At 49.0% G+C, this 14,969-nt stretch carries 14 protein-coding genes; all 14 read left to right on the top strand.

Annotated elements, in window-relative coordinates:
• Positions 1–114: 114 nt before the first annotated feature.
• The 14 genes from AC0THY_RS15660 to AC0THY_RS15595 all read left to right on the top strand — a co-directional run bounded on the left by AC0THY_RS15660 (position 115) and on the right by AC0THY_RS15595 (position 14,842).
• Positions 115–1,155, top strand: coding sequence for a 3-deoxy-7-phosphoheptulonate synthase (locus AC0THY_RS15660; protein ID WP_489991532.1), 1,041 nt, complete (start codon positions 115–117; stop codon positions 1,153–1,155).
• A 6-nt stretch (positions 1,156–1,161) separates the two neighbouring features.
• Positions 1,162–2,868 carry a MutS-related protein gene (locus AC0THY_RS15655; protein ID WP_489991531.1) on the top strand — a complete coding sequence of 569 codons (1,707 nt, stop codon included), beginning with the start codon at positions 1,162–1,164 and terminating at the stop codon, positions 2,866–2,868.
• A gap of 21 nt (positions 2,869–2,889) precedes the next feature.
• Positions 2,890–3,378, top strand: coding sequence for a ribonuclease HI (rnhA, locus tag AC0THY_RS15650; RefSeq protein WP_489991530.1), 489 nt, complete (start codon positions 2,890–2,892; stop codon positions 3,376–3,378).
• 449 nt (positions 3,379–3,827) lie between these two features.
• Positions 3,828–5,054, top strand: coding sequence for a tyrosine--tRNA ligase (gene tyrS / locus AC0THY_RS15645; protein ID WP_489991529.1), 1,227 nt, complete (start codon positions 3,828–3,830; stop codon positions 5,052–5,054).
• A 23-nt stretch (positions 5,055–5,077) separates the two neighbouring features.
• Entirely contained in the window at positions 5,078–5,221 is a 144-nt protein-coding gene (locus tag AC0THY_RS15640) for a hypothetical protein (RefSeq protein ID WP_489991528.1), read from the top strand.
• A gap of 54 nt (positions 5,222–5,275) precedes the next feature.
• Positions 5,276–7,882, top strand: a complete 2,607-nt coding sequence (gene alaS / locus AC0THY_RS15635) for an alanine--tRNA ligase (protein ID WP_489994208.1) — start codon at positions 5,276–5,278, stop codon at positions 7,880–7,882.
• 109 nt (positions 7,883–7,991) lie between these two features.
• Entirely contained in the window at positions 7,992–8,168 is a 177-nt protein-coding gene (rpsU, locus tag AC0THY_RS15630) for a 30S ribosomal protein S21 (RefSeq protein ID WP_004054229.1), read from the top strand.
• Positions 8,169–8,431: 263 nt separating this feature from the next.
• Complete coding sequence (locus tag AC0THY_RS15625) at positions 8,432–9,046, top strand: putative ABC transporter permease (protein ID WP_489991527.1); 615 nt, start codon at positions 8,432–8,434, stop codon at positions 9,044–9,046.
• Between the two features lie 74 nt (positions 9,047–9,120).
• Positions 9,121–10,281, top strand: coding sequence for a D-alanyl-D-alanine carboxypeptidase family protein (locus AC0THY_RS15620; RefSeq protein WP_489991526.1), 1,161 nt, complete (start codon positions 9,121–9,123; stop codon positions 10,279–10,281).
• Between the two features lie 46 nt (positions 10,282–10,327).
• The gene (locus AC0THY_RS15615) at positions 10,328–11,125 is read left to right on the top strand and encodes a metallophosphoesterase (protein WP_489991525.1); all 798 of its coding nucleotides are present in this window, start codon (positions 10,328–10,330) and stop codon (positions 11,123–11,125) included.
• A 249-nt stretch (positions 11,126–11,374) separates the two neighbouring features.
• Positions 11,375–12,166, top strand: coding sequence for a segregation and condensation protein A (locus tag AC0THY_RS15610; protein ID WP_489991524.1), 792 nt, complete (start codon positions 11,375–11,377; stop codon positions 12,164–12,166).
• Positions 12,135–12,704, top strand: coding sequence for an SMC-Scp complex subunit ScpB (gene scpB / locus AC0THY_RS15605; protein WP_489994207.1), 570 nt, complete (start codon positions 12,135–12,137; stop codon positions 12,702–12,704). The genes AC0THY_RS15610 and scpB overlap by 32 nt, the downstream gene beginning before the upstream one ends.
• 73 nt (positions 12,705–12,777) lie before the next feature.
• The gene (locus tag AC0THY_RS15600) at positions 12,778–13,566 is read left to right on the top strand and encodes a zinc dependent phospholipase C family protein (RefSeq protein ID WP_489991523.1); all 789 of its coding nucleotides are present in this window, start codon (positions 12,778–12,780) and stop codon (positions 13,564–13,566) included.
• A gap of 85 nt (positions 13,567–13,651) precedes the next feature.
• On the top strand, positions 13,652–14,842 hold the full coding sequence (locus AC0THY_RS15595) for a D-alanyl-D-alanine carboxypeptidase family protein (protein WP_489991522.1): 1,191 nt from the start codon (positions 13,652–13,654) through the stop codon (positions 14,840–14,842).
• Positions 14,843–14,969 lie beyond the last annotated feature (127 nt).

Raw genomic sequence — 14,969 nt, 5'->3', positions numbered from 1 at the left:
CAGTAACTATCATAGCACATTTATTGGATTTTTCAATTTTATTTTGTTGGTATTTCCAAATTTTTGTGCTATATTAAGAAAGAAATGAAATTGGCGATATAAGGAGAACATATTATGAGCTTTGAATTTATCAAACGACTGCCAACGCCCAATGAGATCAAGGAACAATTTCCGGTGTCCGAGCGCGTGGCAAAGATAAAAGAAGAACGTGACGCTATGATCAAGGACGTTTTTACAGGAAAATCCGATAAGTTTCTGGTGATTATCGGCCCCTGTTCTGCGGACAATGAGGAGGCGGTGTGTGATTACATCGGCCGGCTGTCAAGGGTGCAGGACAAGGTGGGGGACAAATTAATCCTGATCCCGCGTATCTATACAAATAAGCCCAGAACAACAGGCGAGGGCTACAAGGGAATGCTTCACCAGCCGGACCCGGAAAAGAAGCCGGACCTGTTGGCAGGCCTGATTGCCATCCGGAAGCTCCATCTGCGCTCCATAGAGGAGAGCGGTTTGACCGCGGCGGATGAGATGCTTTATCCTGAGAACTGGAGATATTTTTCTGACATTCTCTCCTACGTGGCCATCGGGGCCAGGTCTGTGGAGGACCAGCAGCACAGGCTGACTGTCAGCGGGATGGATGTGCCGGCGGGCATGAAGAACCCCACCAGCGGGGACCTTTCCGTAATGCTTAACTCCGTGGTGGCGGCTCAGAGCGGGCACAGTTTTATTTACCGGGGGTGGGAGGTTAAGACCACAGGAAACCCCTTTGCCCACACCATTCTGCGGGGGGCTGTAAACAAGCACGGCAATGCTCTGCCCAATTATCACTATGAGGATTTAAACAGGCTTTTGCACATGTATGACGAGAGAGATCTGCAGTACCCTGCCACCATCGTGGACGCAAACCACTCAAACTCCAACAAGCAGTACCAGGAGCAGGTGCGCATTGTAAAGGAAGTGCTTCACAGCAGAAACTTAAACGGCAGAATCAAGGAGTTGGTGAAAGGCGTGATGATAGAGAGCTATCTGGAGTCCGGATCTCAGAAGATTGGGCAGGCAGATCATATCTATGGAAAATCCATCACCGATCCCTGCCTTGGATGGGAGGAGTCTGAGAAACTCATCTACACCATCCACAAGATGTGCGGAGAGTAGAGGCCTATGGATGTGCAGTTGAAAGTCATACTGGTTGTGGCTGCAGTGATGGCCGCATTTGCCGGGTACTGTGTGTATCACAATTACAGGAGAAAGCAGCAGCTGATACAAAAGGTCAAAAAGAGCTGGGGAAAGAGGCCGGACCGGGAATACTCTTTCGCGGAGTACGATGCCATCACCCACTATTTTCAGCGCAGGCAGAAGGCTGAGTTCTGCGTGGATGACATTACCTGGAACGACCTGGATATGGACACAATATTTATGCTACTGAATCATACCTGGTCCTGCATTGGGGAGAGCTGTCTTTACAATATGCTGCGAACACCCTCCTTTTCTAATGAGGAACTGGAGGAGAGGGACAGGCTTGCGGAGTACTTCCTTGCAAATCCGAATAAGCGGGAGCAGATGGAGGTGTTTTTTGCAGGCATCGGAAAGACAGGTGCCAGGTCTGTGTTTGACTATATTTACAATTTGGCAGACTATGAGCAGGGGTCGAATCTCATTCACTATGCGGGGATGGCTGCCATCGTACTCTCCATTGCCGCCATTGCGGCTGCTCCCCAGTACGGCATACTGGCGTTGATCGCATCGGTGGGATTTTGCTGGAGTACTTATTTTTCAAGAAGAAAGAAAATTGAGCCCTATGTTCTCTCCTGCAGCTGCCTGCTGGAGATGCTCAGGGCTGCGGAGAAAATACAGAAGCTGAAAAGTCCGGAAATACAGGAATATCTGGATTGTCTTATGACGGCAGGAAAGCAGTTTAAGAAGTTTAAGCGAAATTCCTTTTTTGTAATCGCCGGGGGAGCCATGAATGCCGGAGGAGGTATTGAGCAGTCCATTGCAGCTTATCTCAACTTTACTTTTCATTTGGACCTGATTCAGTTCAGCACCCTGGTAAGAGAGCTGCGTGAGCACATCAGTGCCTTTGAGGAACTGACGGAAAATCTGGGGGCCCTGGAGTGCGCCATTGCGGTGGCCTCATTTAGGACAATGATGGAGGAACACTGTAAACCAGATCTTTCCAGGTCAAAGGAAGTATTTCTGCACACGGAGAATATCTACCATCCCATGATTGAGGAACCCGTGAAAAATACCATCTCTGTGGAGCGGGGCGTCCTGCTCACAGGGTCCAATGCTTCCGGTAAATCCACGTTTTTGAAGACCATAGCCATCAACGCGCTGCTGGCTCAATCTATCTACACTTGCCTGGCAGACTCCTACCGGGGAAATTTCTACCAGATCTATTCCTCCATGGCTCTTCGCGATGATCTGATGAGCCAGGAGAGCTATTTTATTGTGGAGATCAAGTCCCTGAAACGGATACTGGACCATTTAGGCGAAGAAAATCCCCTGCTCTGCTTTGTAGATGAGGTGCTCAGGGGGACCAATACGGTGGAGCGCATAGCCGCCTCATCGGAGATCCTGGAGAGTATGGCAAGAACAGATGTGATGTGCTTTGCGGCCACCCACGATATTGAGCTGACCCACATTTTGGAGGGAGAGTACGAGAACTTCCACTTCCAGGAGGAAGTGGTGGAGGAGGCTGTACTTTTTAACTACAAACTCTATGAGGGGAGAGCGGTGTCCAGAAACGCGATCAAGCTGTTGGGAATCATGGGATACAATAAAAGCATCATATCCAGGGCTGAGGAGGCTGCGGAACACTTTATTGAAACAGGGGAGTGGCGCAACAGATGCATTGAAAATCTATGAAACAGAGTAAAAGGAGTATCTATGCTAGTAAAGATATATACCGACGGAGCTGCCAGGGGCAATCCTGACGGACCCGGAGGCTACGGAACAGTACTTCACTATACGGACAGCAAAGGCGTGCTGCACACCAGGGAGTACAGTCAGGGATATGTAAAGACAACCAACAACCGGATGGAGCTCATGGCAGCGATTGTGGGCCTGGAGGCCTTAAACCGTCCATGCCAGGTGGAGCTTTACTCAGACTCCAAATATCTGGTGGATGCCTTTAACCAGCACTGGATTGAGGGATGGCTTAAAAAAAACTGGAAGCGGGGAAAAAATGAGCCTGTAAAGAATGTGGATCTCTGGAAACGCCTTCTGGCTGCCAAGAATCCTCATGAAGTCAAGTTTATCTGGGTAAAGGGACATGACGGCCATGAACAGAATGAGCGCTGCGACCAACTGGCAACCCGGGCGGCAGACGGTGAGAATCTGATTGCGGATGAGGGGTTACTGTTCACTCAGGTCTGAGCATTTACTGCACATAAAAAAGTACCGTTGACAATCCGGAAATTGTCTTTTATAATAACCACTATGAATGAAGGCGATGATAAGAACAAGTAGTCATATGGGAAACCTACAGAAAGCAGCCGGCAGATGAGAGGCGCAGGGGAAGCATATGGCGAATACCTCTTTGAGCTCTGCACTGAATGTTTCCGGGGAAACTAGTAGGCTGCAGCGGTCTGGCATCCGTTAATGTGCCGAAGTATAGGCGGTCTCTTTAGACAGCGAGTACTTATTGAGGCAGTTCGGTGTGAGCCGTCTGCGAAAAAAGGTGGTAACACGTGAGAATAACTCCCGTCCTTTTAGCATAAGGGGCGGGTTTTTTGCTGTATAGAAATGCCTTTTCCCGGCCCTGCGCTTGCATTCGCCATTTTCGTATGGTATATTAAAATTTAGTAAGTTAGGAGAATGAAAAGATGAAGATTTATGAAGAACTGGTTGCCAGGGGACTGATCGCCCAGGTGACAAATGAGGAAGAGATCAGAGAGATGGTGAACAATGGTAAAGCCACATTTTACATTGGCTTTGACCCCACAGCGGACAGTTTGCATGTGGGACATTTTATGGCGCTGTGTCTCATGAAACGGCTTCAGATGGCCGGAAATAAGCCGATCGCGCTTTTAGGCGGCGGAACCGGTATGATCGGTGATCCGTCCGGGCGCAGCGATATGCGTCAGATGATGACAGTGGAGACCATCCAGCACAACTGCGACTGTTTTAAGGAGCAGATGAGCCGGTTTATTGATTTCAGTGACGACAAAGCTTTGATGGTAAACAATGCGGAGTGGCTGACAAATCTGAACTACATTGAATTTATCAGGGATATAGGCCCTCATTTTTCTGTAAACCGTATGCTGACAGCAGAGTGCTATAAGCAGCGCATGGAGAAGGGACTTAGTTTCCTGGAGTTTAACTACATGATTATGCAGAGCTATGACTTCTTACAGCTTTTTGAGAGGTACGGCTGCAATATGCAGTTCGGCGGAGATGACCAGTGGAGCAATATGCTGGGGGGAACAGAGCTGATCCGCAGGAAACTGGGCAAGGATGCCCATGCCATGACCATCACCCTGCTTCTGAATTCCGAGGGCAAAAAGATGGGCAAGACACAGTCAGGAGCCGTATGGTTAGATCCCAATAAAACCACACCCTATGAGTTTTACCAGTACTGGAGAAACGTGGCGGATGACGATGTGCTCAAATGTATCCGCATGCTGACCTTCCTCCCTCTGGAGGAGATTGACGCTATGGACAGCTGGGAGGGCAGCCAGTTAAATAAGGCTAAGGAGATTCTGGCGTATGAGCTGACAAAGCTGGTACACGGGGAGGAGGAAGCCAATAAAGCGGACGAGGCGGCCAAGGCAGTCTTTGCAGGCGGAGGAAAGAGCCGGAATATGCCCACCACAGTCTACAAAAAAGAGGAACTGGACGCGGGAAAGGATCTGATCACCCTGCTTGTGGAGACGAAGCTGGTGGCCAGCCGTTCCGAGGGCAGACGTCTGATCCAGCAGGGCGGCGTGAGTGTAAATGACGAGAAGGTGACGGACTTTGCAAGAGTGTTTACCACCTCGGACTTTGATCAGGACGGGGCTCTTGTGATTAAAAAAGGGAAAAAGGGATATCATCAGATAACAGCCGAGTAACCTTATAATAAGGAGGTAGACTTATGGAGTTTTTTGTAGTATTATTTCAAACAGCAGTGAAAATGATTCTGCTGATGGCAGTGGCGGTTGGGGGCATCAGTCTGGGAAAGGTTCTTAGAAACCGAAAGGACGCGAAGAAAGCAGCTGTGGAAGAGGCAGAAAAATAAAAAGACACAGGAGGATTTATTGTGAAGAAGTACGGCGTTAATGAGCTGCGCAGGATGTTTTTGGAGTTCTTTGAGAGCAAAGGACATCTTGCTATGAAAAGCTTTTCTCTTGTACCGCACAATGACAAGAGCTTACTTTTGATTAATTCAGGGATGGCTCCCTTAAAGCCATATTTTACAGGGGCAGAGATTCCGCCGAGAAAGCGGGTTACCACCTGTCAGAAGTGTATCCGCACAGGTGATATAGAAAATGTGGGAAAAACAGCCAGACACGGTACCTTTTTTGAGATGCTCGGCAACTTTTCCTTTGGGGACTATTTTAAGAAAGAGGCGATTGCCTGGTCCTGGGAATTCCTGACCAAGGTGGTGGGACTGGATGAGGAAAGGCTTTACCCTTCCATCTATCTGGATGATGATGAGGCCTTTGAGATCTGGAACAAGGATATCGGGATTGCGCCGGAGCGGATCTTCCGCTTTGGAAAAGAGGACAACTTCTGGGAGCACGGGGCAGGTCCCTGCGGCCCCTGTTCCGAGATTTATTATGACCGCGGAGAGAAGTATGGCTGCGGCAGCCCGGACTGCACGGTGGGATGTGACTGCGACCGCTATATGGAAGTGTGGAACAATGTATTCACCCAGTTTGAGAATGACGGAAAAGGGAATTACGAGGAGCTGACGCAGAAGAACATTGACACCGGAATGGGATTGGAGAGGCTGGCTGTTGTGGTTCAGGATGTGGAATCCATCTTTGATGTGGACACCATTGAGGCCCTTCGCAAAAAGGTCTGTGAACTCTCACATACGGAGTACAAGTCAGATGAAAATAAGGATGTGTCTATCCGCCTGATCACAGATCATATCCGCTCTGCGACCTTTATGATCTCAGATGGAATCATGCCCACCAATGAGGGAAGAGGCTATGTGCTGCGCCGCCTGATCCGCCGCGCTGCCCGCCACGGACGTCTGCTGGGAATAAAGGACAATTTCCTCTCACAGCTTGGCGAGGCAGTGATTGAGGGATCAAAGGACGGATATCCGGAGCTGGAGGAGAAGAAGGACTTTATCTTCAAAGTGCTGGCTCAGGAGGAGGAGAAGTTCAATAAAACCATTGACCAGGGACTGAGCATTCTCGCTGGAATGCTGGAGGAGATGGAGCGTGAGGGCAGAAAGGTGCTGGATGGCCAAAGTGCGTTCACCCTGTATGACACCTACGGCTTCCCCCTGGACCTCACAAAGGAGATTATAGAGGAAAAAGGCTGCAGTATTGATGAGGATGGCTTTCAGGCAGCCATGGAGGAGCAGAGGACAAAGGCGCGCGATGCGCGCAAAACCACTAACTATATGGGTGCCGATGCTACGGTGTACGACAGTATCGATGCTTCTGTTACTACAGAGTTTGTGGGCTATGATCACCTGAGCTTTTCTTCCAGGGTGACGGTGCTCACTTCAGAGGAGGAAATCACAGAAGCCCTCTCGGATGGAGAAAAGGGAACCATCTTTGTGGAAAAGACTCCTTTCTATGCCACCATGGGCGGCCAGGAAGGCGATACAGGTATAATCCTCACTGCAGACGGAGAGTTTAAGGTGGAGGACACTATTAAGCTTCTGGGCGGCAAATATGGCCATGTGGGAAGAGTGACAAAGGGGATGCTAAAGACCGGGGATGAGGTAACCCTGGAAGTGGATGAAAAGAGCCGTGCAAATACATGTAAGAACCACAGCGCAACCCACCTTTTGCAGAAAGCACTGAAGCTGGTGCTGGGCTCCCATGTGGAGCAGAAGGGCTCTCTGGTGACTCCGGGCAGGCTGCGTTTCGACTTTGCCCACTTTGCGGCAATGACACCGGAGGAGATACGGAAGGTGGAAAATCTGGTCAACCAGGAAATACAGGCTTCCCTTCCCGTGGTCACAAAGATCATGAATGTGGAGGAGGCCAAGAAGAGCGGTGCAATGGCTCTGTTTGGCGAGAAATACGAGAACGACGTTCGCGTGGTGTCCATGGGAGAGTTTTCAAAGGAGCTCTGCGGTGGTACACACGTGTCGAACACAGGCGTGATCACAATTTTTAAGATTGTGTCAGAGGCGGGCATTGCATCCGGCGTGCGGCGCATCGAGGCCCTTACCGGGGACGGCGTGCTTGCCTACTACAGTGGTCTTGAGCAGAAGCTTGCCGATGCCGCCGTGCTCTTAAAGACCACTCCGGGTGAGCTGGCCGGAAAGATAGCGCATCTACAGGCAGAACTCAAAGCGCTTCACAGCGAGAATGAGTCCCTAAAGAGCAAACTGGCTCAGGACGCGCTGGGCGATGTGATGGATCAGGTGACGGAAGTGAAGGGCGTGAAGCTTTTGGCAGTATCTGTGGAGGATGTGGATATGAATGGCCTTCGCGACTTGGGCGACCAGTTAAAGGAAAAACTGGGCGACGGTGTTGTGGTGCTGGCCAGCGCCAAGGATAGTAAGGTTAGCCTGGTTGCTATGGCCACTGACCAGGCCCAGAGGGCAGGTGCCCATGCCGGAAATCTGATTAAAGGAATGGCAGCGGTTGTAGGCGGAGGCGGAGGCGGACGCCCCGGAATGGCTCAGGCTGGAGGTAAAAATCCGGACAAAATTCCCGAAGCTTTGAAGGCTGTTTCACAAATTTTGGAAGATCAAGTCAAATAATACTTGACGTGTGGCGAAAATATGCTATAATAATTAACAGTGCAATAAAAATACCCAGACAGTTGTATTATGCACAATCTACAACTGGAGGGAGGTTAGGTGTGAAGCTATGTCAAACGTAATCGTTAAAGAGAACGAGACTTTAGATAGCGCTTTACGTCGTTTCAAAAGAAACTGCGCAAAGGCTGGTATTCAGCAGGAGATTCGTAAAAGAGAACATTACGAAAAACCGAGCGTGAGACGTAAAAAGAAATCTGAAGCTGCTCGTAAGCGTAAGTATAACTAATATGTGCAGATGAAATCCCCGGCTATTGTCCGGGGATTTTCTATGTCAAAAATCATCAGGCCATTTTTGGCGCCTTTGCCAAAGAGAGACAATGAGTGAAAGATATAGGTATTCTTTATTAAGAATACTTTAATAATCTTTTAATAATTTCAAAGTGGGTGGCATGTCTTAGAAAAGTGTGATACCATGACAATAGTCAATATGGGTGCTGATACTTTTAAACTTTTTCATGGACGGTGGAGACTGGCAGAAAGGAGTAAGACATGCCCTGGGAAATACCTGTATTTGGAACAGGAACAGACGTGTATCACATTGTACAGTGGTTTTTTATTTACAGTATTTTAGGTTGGTGTGTGGAGACGGCGTACATGTCGTTTTGTGAAAAGAAATTTGTAAACAGAGGATTCATTTTTGGGCCAATCTGTCCGATCTATGGATTTGGTGCCCTGGGAGCCTACTTTTTGTTGAAGCCGTTTGCAGGCAATTATGTAGTTCTCTATATACTGGGCAGTCTGATGGCAACCTTCTTTGAGTTTTTGGTGGCCAAGCTCATGATACATATTTTTGGAACTGTGTGGTGGGATTACAGAGAGAAGCCATACAACTACGAGGGAATTATCTGCCTGGAGAGCTCTATTGCGTGGGGATTTTATACGGTCATTCTCTTCGCATTTCTGCACAGGGGCGTGATGTTTCTGGCAGATTCCTACTCTTACCTGGCTGGCTGTATTGCGGGAGGAGTTCTGATGGTATACTATCTTGTGGATTTTACCGTGCATTTGTGCAAAGCCAAATCCCTTAGCCTGCCTCGCCCGGTGAGGAGAATACCCGACAAAATGAAGGTGCTGAAGAACAGTATACGTGATTTTTACCACTGACAAAATATAATAAGCATAAACCGTTCCAGTTTCTATTATACTTAATTAGATAATAGAACAGGAGCGGTATTTTTATGAAAAGATTTCTCGCGGTATTGCTGGCCTTTGTGCTGTTTGGCCTGAATATTCTGCCGGTCTGCGCTGAGGGGGAAGGCGTGGAGATCGAGTCCCCGTCAGCTATCTTGATGGAGGCATCTACAGGCACAGTGCTGTATGAAAAGGCAGCGGATGAGCAGAGGAGCCCTGCCAGTGTGACAAAGATTATGACTACTTTGTTGATTTTTGAGGCAGTGGAGAGCGGTAAGCTGAAGATGACGGACGAGGTGGTGACCAGCGCCCACGCCAAATCCATGGGAGGTTCCCAGGTATTTCTGGAGGAGGGGGAAACTCAGACCGCGGAGACGATGCTCAAATGCATTCTCATTGCCTCTGGAAATGATGCGGCGGTGGCCATGGCAGAGCATATTGCAGGCAGCGAGCAGGAGTTTGTCAACAAGATGAATGAGAAGGCAAAGGAGCTGGGGATGGAAAATACCCACTTTGTAGATTGCTGCGGTCTCACCGAGGATACCAATCATTATACAACTGCCAGGGATATTGCCCTGATGTCCAGGGAACTGGTCACCAGATTTCCCCAAGTGTTTGACTACACAACCATATGGATGGAAAATATTACGCATGTGACAAAACAGGGGACCAAGGAGTTTGGCCTCACCAATACCAATAAACTGCTGCGCAGCTATGAAGGCTGCACGGGACTGAAGACAGGCAGCACCAGCATTGCAAAATACTGTCTTTCAGCCACGGCCAATCGCAATGGGATTGACCTGATCAGCGTCATCATGACAGCACCTGATTCCAAGACCAGGTTTTCCAACGCAGCTACACTTTTGAACTATGGGTTTGGTAAATGTGCCCTGTACACAGACGAAAACAAGGATGCCCTGCCAAATATCCCGGTGAAACGGGGCGTACAGGAACAGGCTCCTTGCCGTTATGAGGGGGAATTTTGCTACCTGGACACAGAGGGGGCGGATTTGTCGGGAATAAGAAAAGAGATTAAGATGAGCGAGGAGATTGAGGCGCCCATAGCCAAGGGAGATCCGGTTGGAGCGGCGGAGTACTACTTAAATGACAAAAAGATCGGCAGTGTGAAGATACTTGCGGACGGAGAAGTGGAGAAAGCGGGATTCCTTGACTATCTAAAAAAAGCCTTTCAGGAGTATCTGAAATAAATTCACAGACTTTTCATCTGGCCGGGAGTGTGATATACTACATCTCATGAAGAATTTTAAAACTACCTACTATCAAATACCACTGGATCATGAAATATACCGACCCTTTCAAAAAATCAGAATTGTTCTGCTCAGTGATCTGCACAACCAGGTTTACGGGCCGGACAATTCTGTGCTGCTGGCGGGAATACGCCAGCTAAAGCCTGACCTGATCCTGGCTGCGGGGGATATACTCAACTGCGAGCCTAAGCGTCGGGAGGACGCGGCCCTGTCCGTGATGACGAAGCTGGCAAAAGTTTACCCGGTTTACTATGGAAATGGGAATCATGAGTACCGGATGAAACTGGACACACAGACCTTCGGACTTCGGTATGCGGGATATGCAAAGCATCTGAGGGCAGCAGGGGTTTACCTACTGGAGAATGAGTGGGCGGATATCAGTTTAAAAGGGATGCGGTTTCGCATCTACGGCTTGGAGCTGCCCTGGAGGTTTTACCAAAGAACGTGCAGAGAAAGGCTGACGGCGGCACAGATGGAACAGCTTTTGGGCAAAAAGAAGGGGGAACGCTACGGTTTGCTGATTGCGCACAATCCCGTGCATTTTCCTGCTTATGCTGCTTGGGGTGCAGATTTGACGGTGTCCGGCCATCTGCATGGCGGGTTTGTGCGCCTACCGCTTTTGGGAGGAGTGGTCAGCCCTCAGTTTCGGCTTTTTCCAAAATACGCCAGGGGCGTCTTTGAGGAAAAGGGTAAGTTTATGGCAGTCAGCACAGGGATCGGGACACACTCCATGCTTCCGCGGCTCGGAAATCCCACGGAGGTCGTGGTGCTGGACCTGTTCTGAGGGTTGGTTTCTGTTCACTCAGGTCTGCGCATTTACTGCTCAGACCGTGAGAAAATGATTCAGAGGTGCATAAATCCCATCGCCGAAGGCGATTTTGCATGGATTTATGCATGTTACTGCGAACGTGTGAACAGTAACGAGGGTTGCAAACCGTTCTGAAACTTAGTACAATAAAAAGACCGCGGAACGTAACTATTCAACAGGTCAGCGCATGCACTGCGCTGACCGTAAGAAGATGAGGTAAATTTCATGGGGATACCCGTTAAGCTGCAGGTATTTGAGGGACCTCTGGACCTTCTTCTGCACTTGATTGATAAAAACAAAGTAAATATCTACGATATTCCCATCGTGGAGATAACGAAACAGTATATGGAATATATTCAGGAGATAAAGCAGCAGGATTTGAATGTCATGAGTGAGTTTCTGGTCATGGCAGCCACACTTTTGGACATCAAGTCCAGGATGCTTCTGCCCAAGGAGGTCAACGAGGAAGGCGAGGAGGAGGACCCCAGGCAAGAGCTGGTAGAAAAGCTGCTGGAGTACAAACTATACAAATACATGTCCTATGAACTGAGGGACAGGCAGCAGGATGCCTCTCATTCCATGTACAAACCTCCCACCATTCCGGATGAGGTGCTGGCCTACCGGCCAGAGATCAATGTGGAAGAGCTTCTTGGCGGGGTCACACTCACAAGGATGCATAAGATTTTTAAAGATATCCTGAGACGGCAGAAGGATAGAATTGACCCCATCCGAAGCAGCTTTGGAACCCTGGAAAAGGAAGAGGTGGATATGGATGCCACCTGGGAGACCGTGGAGCAGTATATCACAGACCGTGGACGATGCAGATTTCGGGATCTGCTGGAGACCGGAAAAAGCAAGATGCAGGTGATAATCACCTTTTTGGTTATTCTTGAGCTGATGAAGGTGGGGAAGATCCAAATCCGGCAGGAGGGGACCTTTGAGGAGATCTATATCTCCTATATACCACAGAAAGAGGACGAGAGTGTTGGAACTGAAAAAGACGGAAGCGATCATTGAGGCCATCCTGTTTGCAATGGGAGACTCAGTGGAGCTGGAGAAGATTGCCAGGACAATAGAGCATGATTTGGAGACAACCAGGAAAATAATACATAATATGATGGACAAGTATCAGGCAGAGGACCGGGGAATCCGAATCATTGAGCTGGAGAATTCTTTCCAGCTTTGTACAAAAAATGAGATGTACGAATATCTGATCCGTATTGCGAAACAGCCCCGCAAGGCTGCGCTGACGGATGTGGCCCTGGAGACATTGTCCATCATTGCCTATAAGCAGCCGATCACAAAGGCGGAGATTGAGAAAATCCGGGGCGTAAAGTGTGATCATGCGGTAAATAAGCTGATTGAATACAATCTGGTGACAGAGCTTGGGCGTCTGGATGCTCCGGGAAGACCGATTTTATTTGGAACTACAGAAGAGTTCCTGAGAAACTTTGGAGTACAGTCTTTAGAGGATCTGCCCTGTGCGAGTACTGTGCAGATCGAAGACTTCAAGGCAGAGGCAGAAGAAGAGATACAGTTAAAGCTGGATGTCTGAATGGACGGCGGATGAATGAGTATTCCACCGGGACAGACAGAGGCATAGATTACGCAAGATTGGAGCTGGTAAGATGCCCACAACGTACACACATGATCTATTTGGAAAGGCAGTTTATCAGAGACTTCCGGAAGAGATGAAGGAGATCATCATGCATTGCCGGATGGCTTATCTGATTGGGCTTCACGGCCCGGACATCCTGTTCTATTACAGGCCCTTTCTTAAAAACGAAATCAATCAAACCGGGCATAAAATGCACGATGAAATTGCAGCAGATTTCTTTCTGAGCTGCAAGGAAAAGTATCGGGAGACGGGGGACCAAACCCTGCTGGTATATATTCTTGGATTTATCTGCCATTATATGCTGGACAGTACCTGCCATCCATATATCTACCGGTACATGGAAAAGACGGGAGCGAAGCATGATGAGATCGAGACAGAACTGGACAGGGCTCTGATGGAAAAATACGGTCACAACCCCTTTTCCTTTCACCCGGCCAGCGGGCTGCACCCGGAGAAGGATGCAGTGCGTGCCGCTGCGGCTGCGCTGGAAGGGATCAGTGAGAAAAAGCTGCGCAAATGCCTGCGGGGCATGAGGTTCTACACAGGGGTGACTGTGTGCAGAAATCCACTGAAAAGAAAGCTGCTTCTGCGCCTGCTGCGCATCTTCAAGGTCTATGATGAGACTCAGGGGAGAATTCTGCGCAAAAAGCCTGTGTCCAGGTGCCAGGAGAGCACCGGGGAGCTGGTGAGCATGGTAAAGTGTGCGGTGCCGGAAACCGTGACAGTGCTGGAGGAGTTCTATAATACTCTGGGTGAGGAGGGACACATCAATTATCGCTTCCAGAGAAACTACAAATAGCAGGGAATGAAGAGGATTGTGTGAATAACTTTGTCCCCAGGAGCATATACTTACCATAATCTATAAAAATGGGAAGTACGGGATATTGAAGAAAAAAATTGCCGGAGTAATGATAGTATGTATAATGCTTTTATGTTTTCCCATGAAGGCTTCTGCCGAACCTGGGAACCTGTACGCCCAGTCAGCGGTTCTGATAGATGCTGACTCAGGGCGTGTTTTATTTGGCAAGGATTGCGAAAAACAGCTGCCCATGGCCAGTACTACAAAGATCATGACCTGTATTCTGATTTTGGAGAATACCGGGCCTGGCGAGGAGGCACAAGTGTCCGCAGAGGCGGCATCCCAGCCCAAGGTACACCTGGGCGTACGCCAGGGGGAAACCTACTATGTGGAGGACCTGCTGTACTCTTTGATGCTGGAGAGCCACAATGACGCGGCAGTGGTGCTGGCAGAACACGTGGGGGGCAGCGTATCCGGATTTGCCCGGATGATGAATGAAAAGGCCCGGGAACTGGGCTGCGAACATACCCACTTTGTCACCCCAAACGGTCTGGATTCCCAGGACGAGGGAGGCGTCCACTCTACCACAGCAAAGGATCTGGCCTTGATTATGCGATACTGTATCACCCAGTCTCCGAAACGTGAGGAGTTTTTAAAGATAACCCAGACCATATCCTATGCCTTCTCCAATGTGGAGAAGAACAGAGGCTTCTCCTGCGTCAACCACAATGCCTTTTTGGGTATGATGGACGGCGCACTCACGGGAAAGACGGGATTTACTGCAAACGCTGGATACTGCTATGTGGGAGCGCTGCAGAGAGATGGTAAAACCTTTATCGTAGCTCTTCTGGCCTGCGGGTGGCCCAACAACAAAAGCTATAAGTGGAGCGATACGAAAAAACTGATGGAGTATGGGCTGGAAAACTATGCGTACCAAAATGTGTGGGAGGATGTGGCACTTCGGAAGATTCCGGTGGCAGATGGGATACCGGAAAGCGGAAGCTTAGAGGACCTGGCCTACACTGAGACAAAGATTCAGGAGCCGGAGGAGATTTCTGTCCTGTTAAAAAAAGATGAAAAAGTGACTGTTCAGGTATCCCAGGAGGAGTCCCTGAGGGCCCCGGTTGAAGAAGGCCAGGTAGTGGGGAGCGTCAAATATTTTCTGGGGGAGCAACTCATCCGGGAGTATCCCGTCACTGCGTGCAGCCGTGTGGATGAGATCAGCTTCAGCTGGTGCGCCAGAAAGGTGATGGAACGGTTTTTGGGAGAAAATTAAGGTGTATGCCGGATTTCTGAAATGATGACATTTTCGGAAACCGGCATCTTTTCTTTGGGAAAAAATGATTGATTCAAAGAAAGGTTAGTTAGACCTATCTGACATAAGGTTTACAATAATGAAAAAA

The sequence above is a fragment of the Ruminococcus sp. 8Y-12 genome, assembly GCF_058119865.1.
Note: the sequence above shows the minus strand (reverse complement) of the source record. Positions and strands in the feature narration are given on the sequence as shown.

Coding starts and splice junctions, on each gene's coding strand:
- AC0THY_RS15615 (WP_489991525.1), top strand. CDS start 10,328: ATGAAGAATTTTAAAACTACCTACTATCAAATACCACTGGATCATGAA.
- rnhA (WP_489991530.1), top strand. CDS start 2,890: ATGCTAGTAAAGATATATACCGACGGAGCTGCCAGGGGCAATCCTGAC.
- AC0THY_RS15600 (WP_489991523.1), top strand. CDS start 12,778: ATGCCCACAACGTACACACATGATCTATTTGGAAAGGCAGTTTATCAG.
- AC0THY_RS15655 (WP_489991531.1), top strand. CDS start 1,162: ATGGATGTGCAGTTGAAAGTCATACTGGTTGTGGCTGCAGTGATGGCC.
- tyrS (WP_489991529.1), top strand. CDS start 3,828: ATGAAGATTTATGAAGAACTGGTTGCCAGGGGACTGATCGCCCAGGTG.
- AC0THY_RS15620 (WP_489991526.1), top strand. CDS start 9,121: ATGAAAAGATTTCTCGCGGTATTGCTGGCCTTTGTGCTGTTTGGCCTG.
- alaS (WP_489994208.1), top strand. CDS start 5,276: ATGTTTTTGGAGTTCTTTGAGAGCAAAGGACATCTTGCTATGAAAAGC.
- AC0THY_RS15610 (WP_489991524.1), top strand. CDS start 11,375: ATGGGGATACCCGTTAAGCTGCAGGTATTTGAGGGACCTCTGGACCTT.
- AC0THY_RS15625 (WP_489991527.1), top strand. CDS start 8,432: ATGCCCTGGGAAATACCTGTATTTGGAACAGGAACAGACGTGTATCAC.
- AC0THY_RS15660 (WP_489991532.1), top strand. CDS start 115: ATGAGCTTTGAATTTATCAAACGACTGCCAACGCCCAATGAGATCAAG.
- rpsU (WP_004054229.1), top strand. CDS start 7,992: ATGTCAAACGTAATCGTTAAAGAGAACGAGACTTTAGATAGCGCTTTA.
- AC0THY_RS15640 (WP_489991528.1), top strand. CDS start 5,078: ATGGAGTTTTTTGTAGTATTATTTCAAACAGCAGTGAAAATGATTCTG.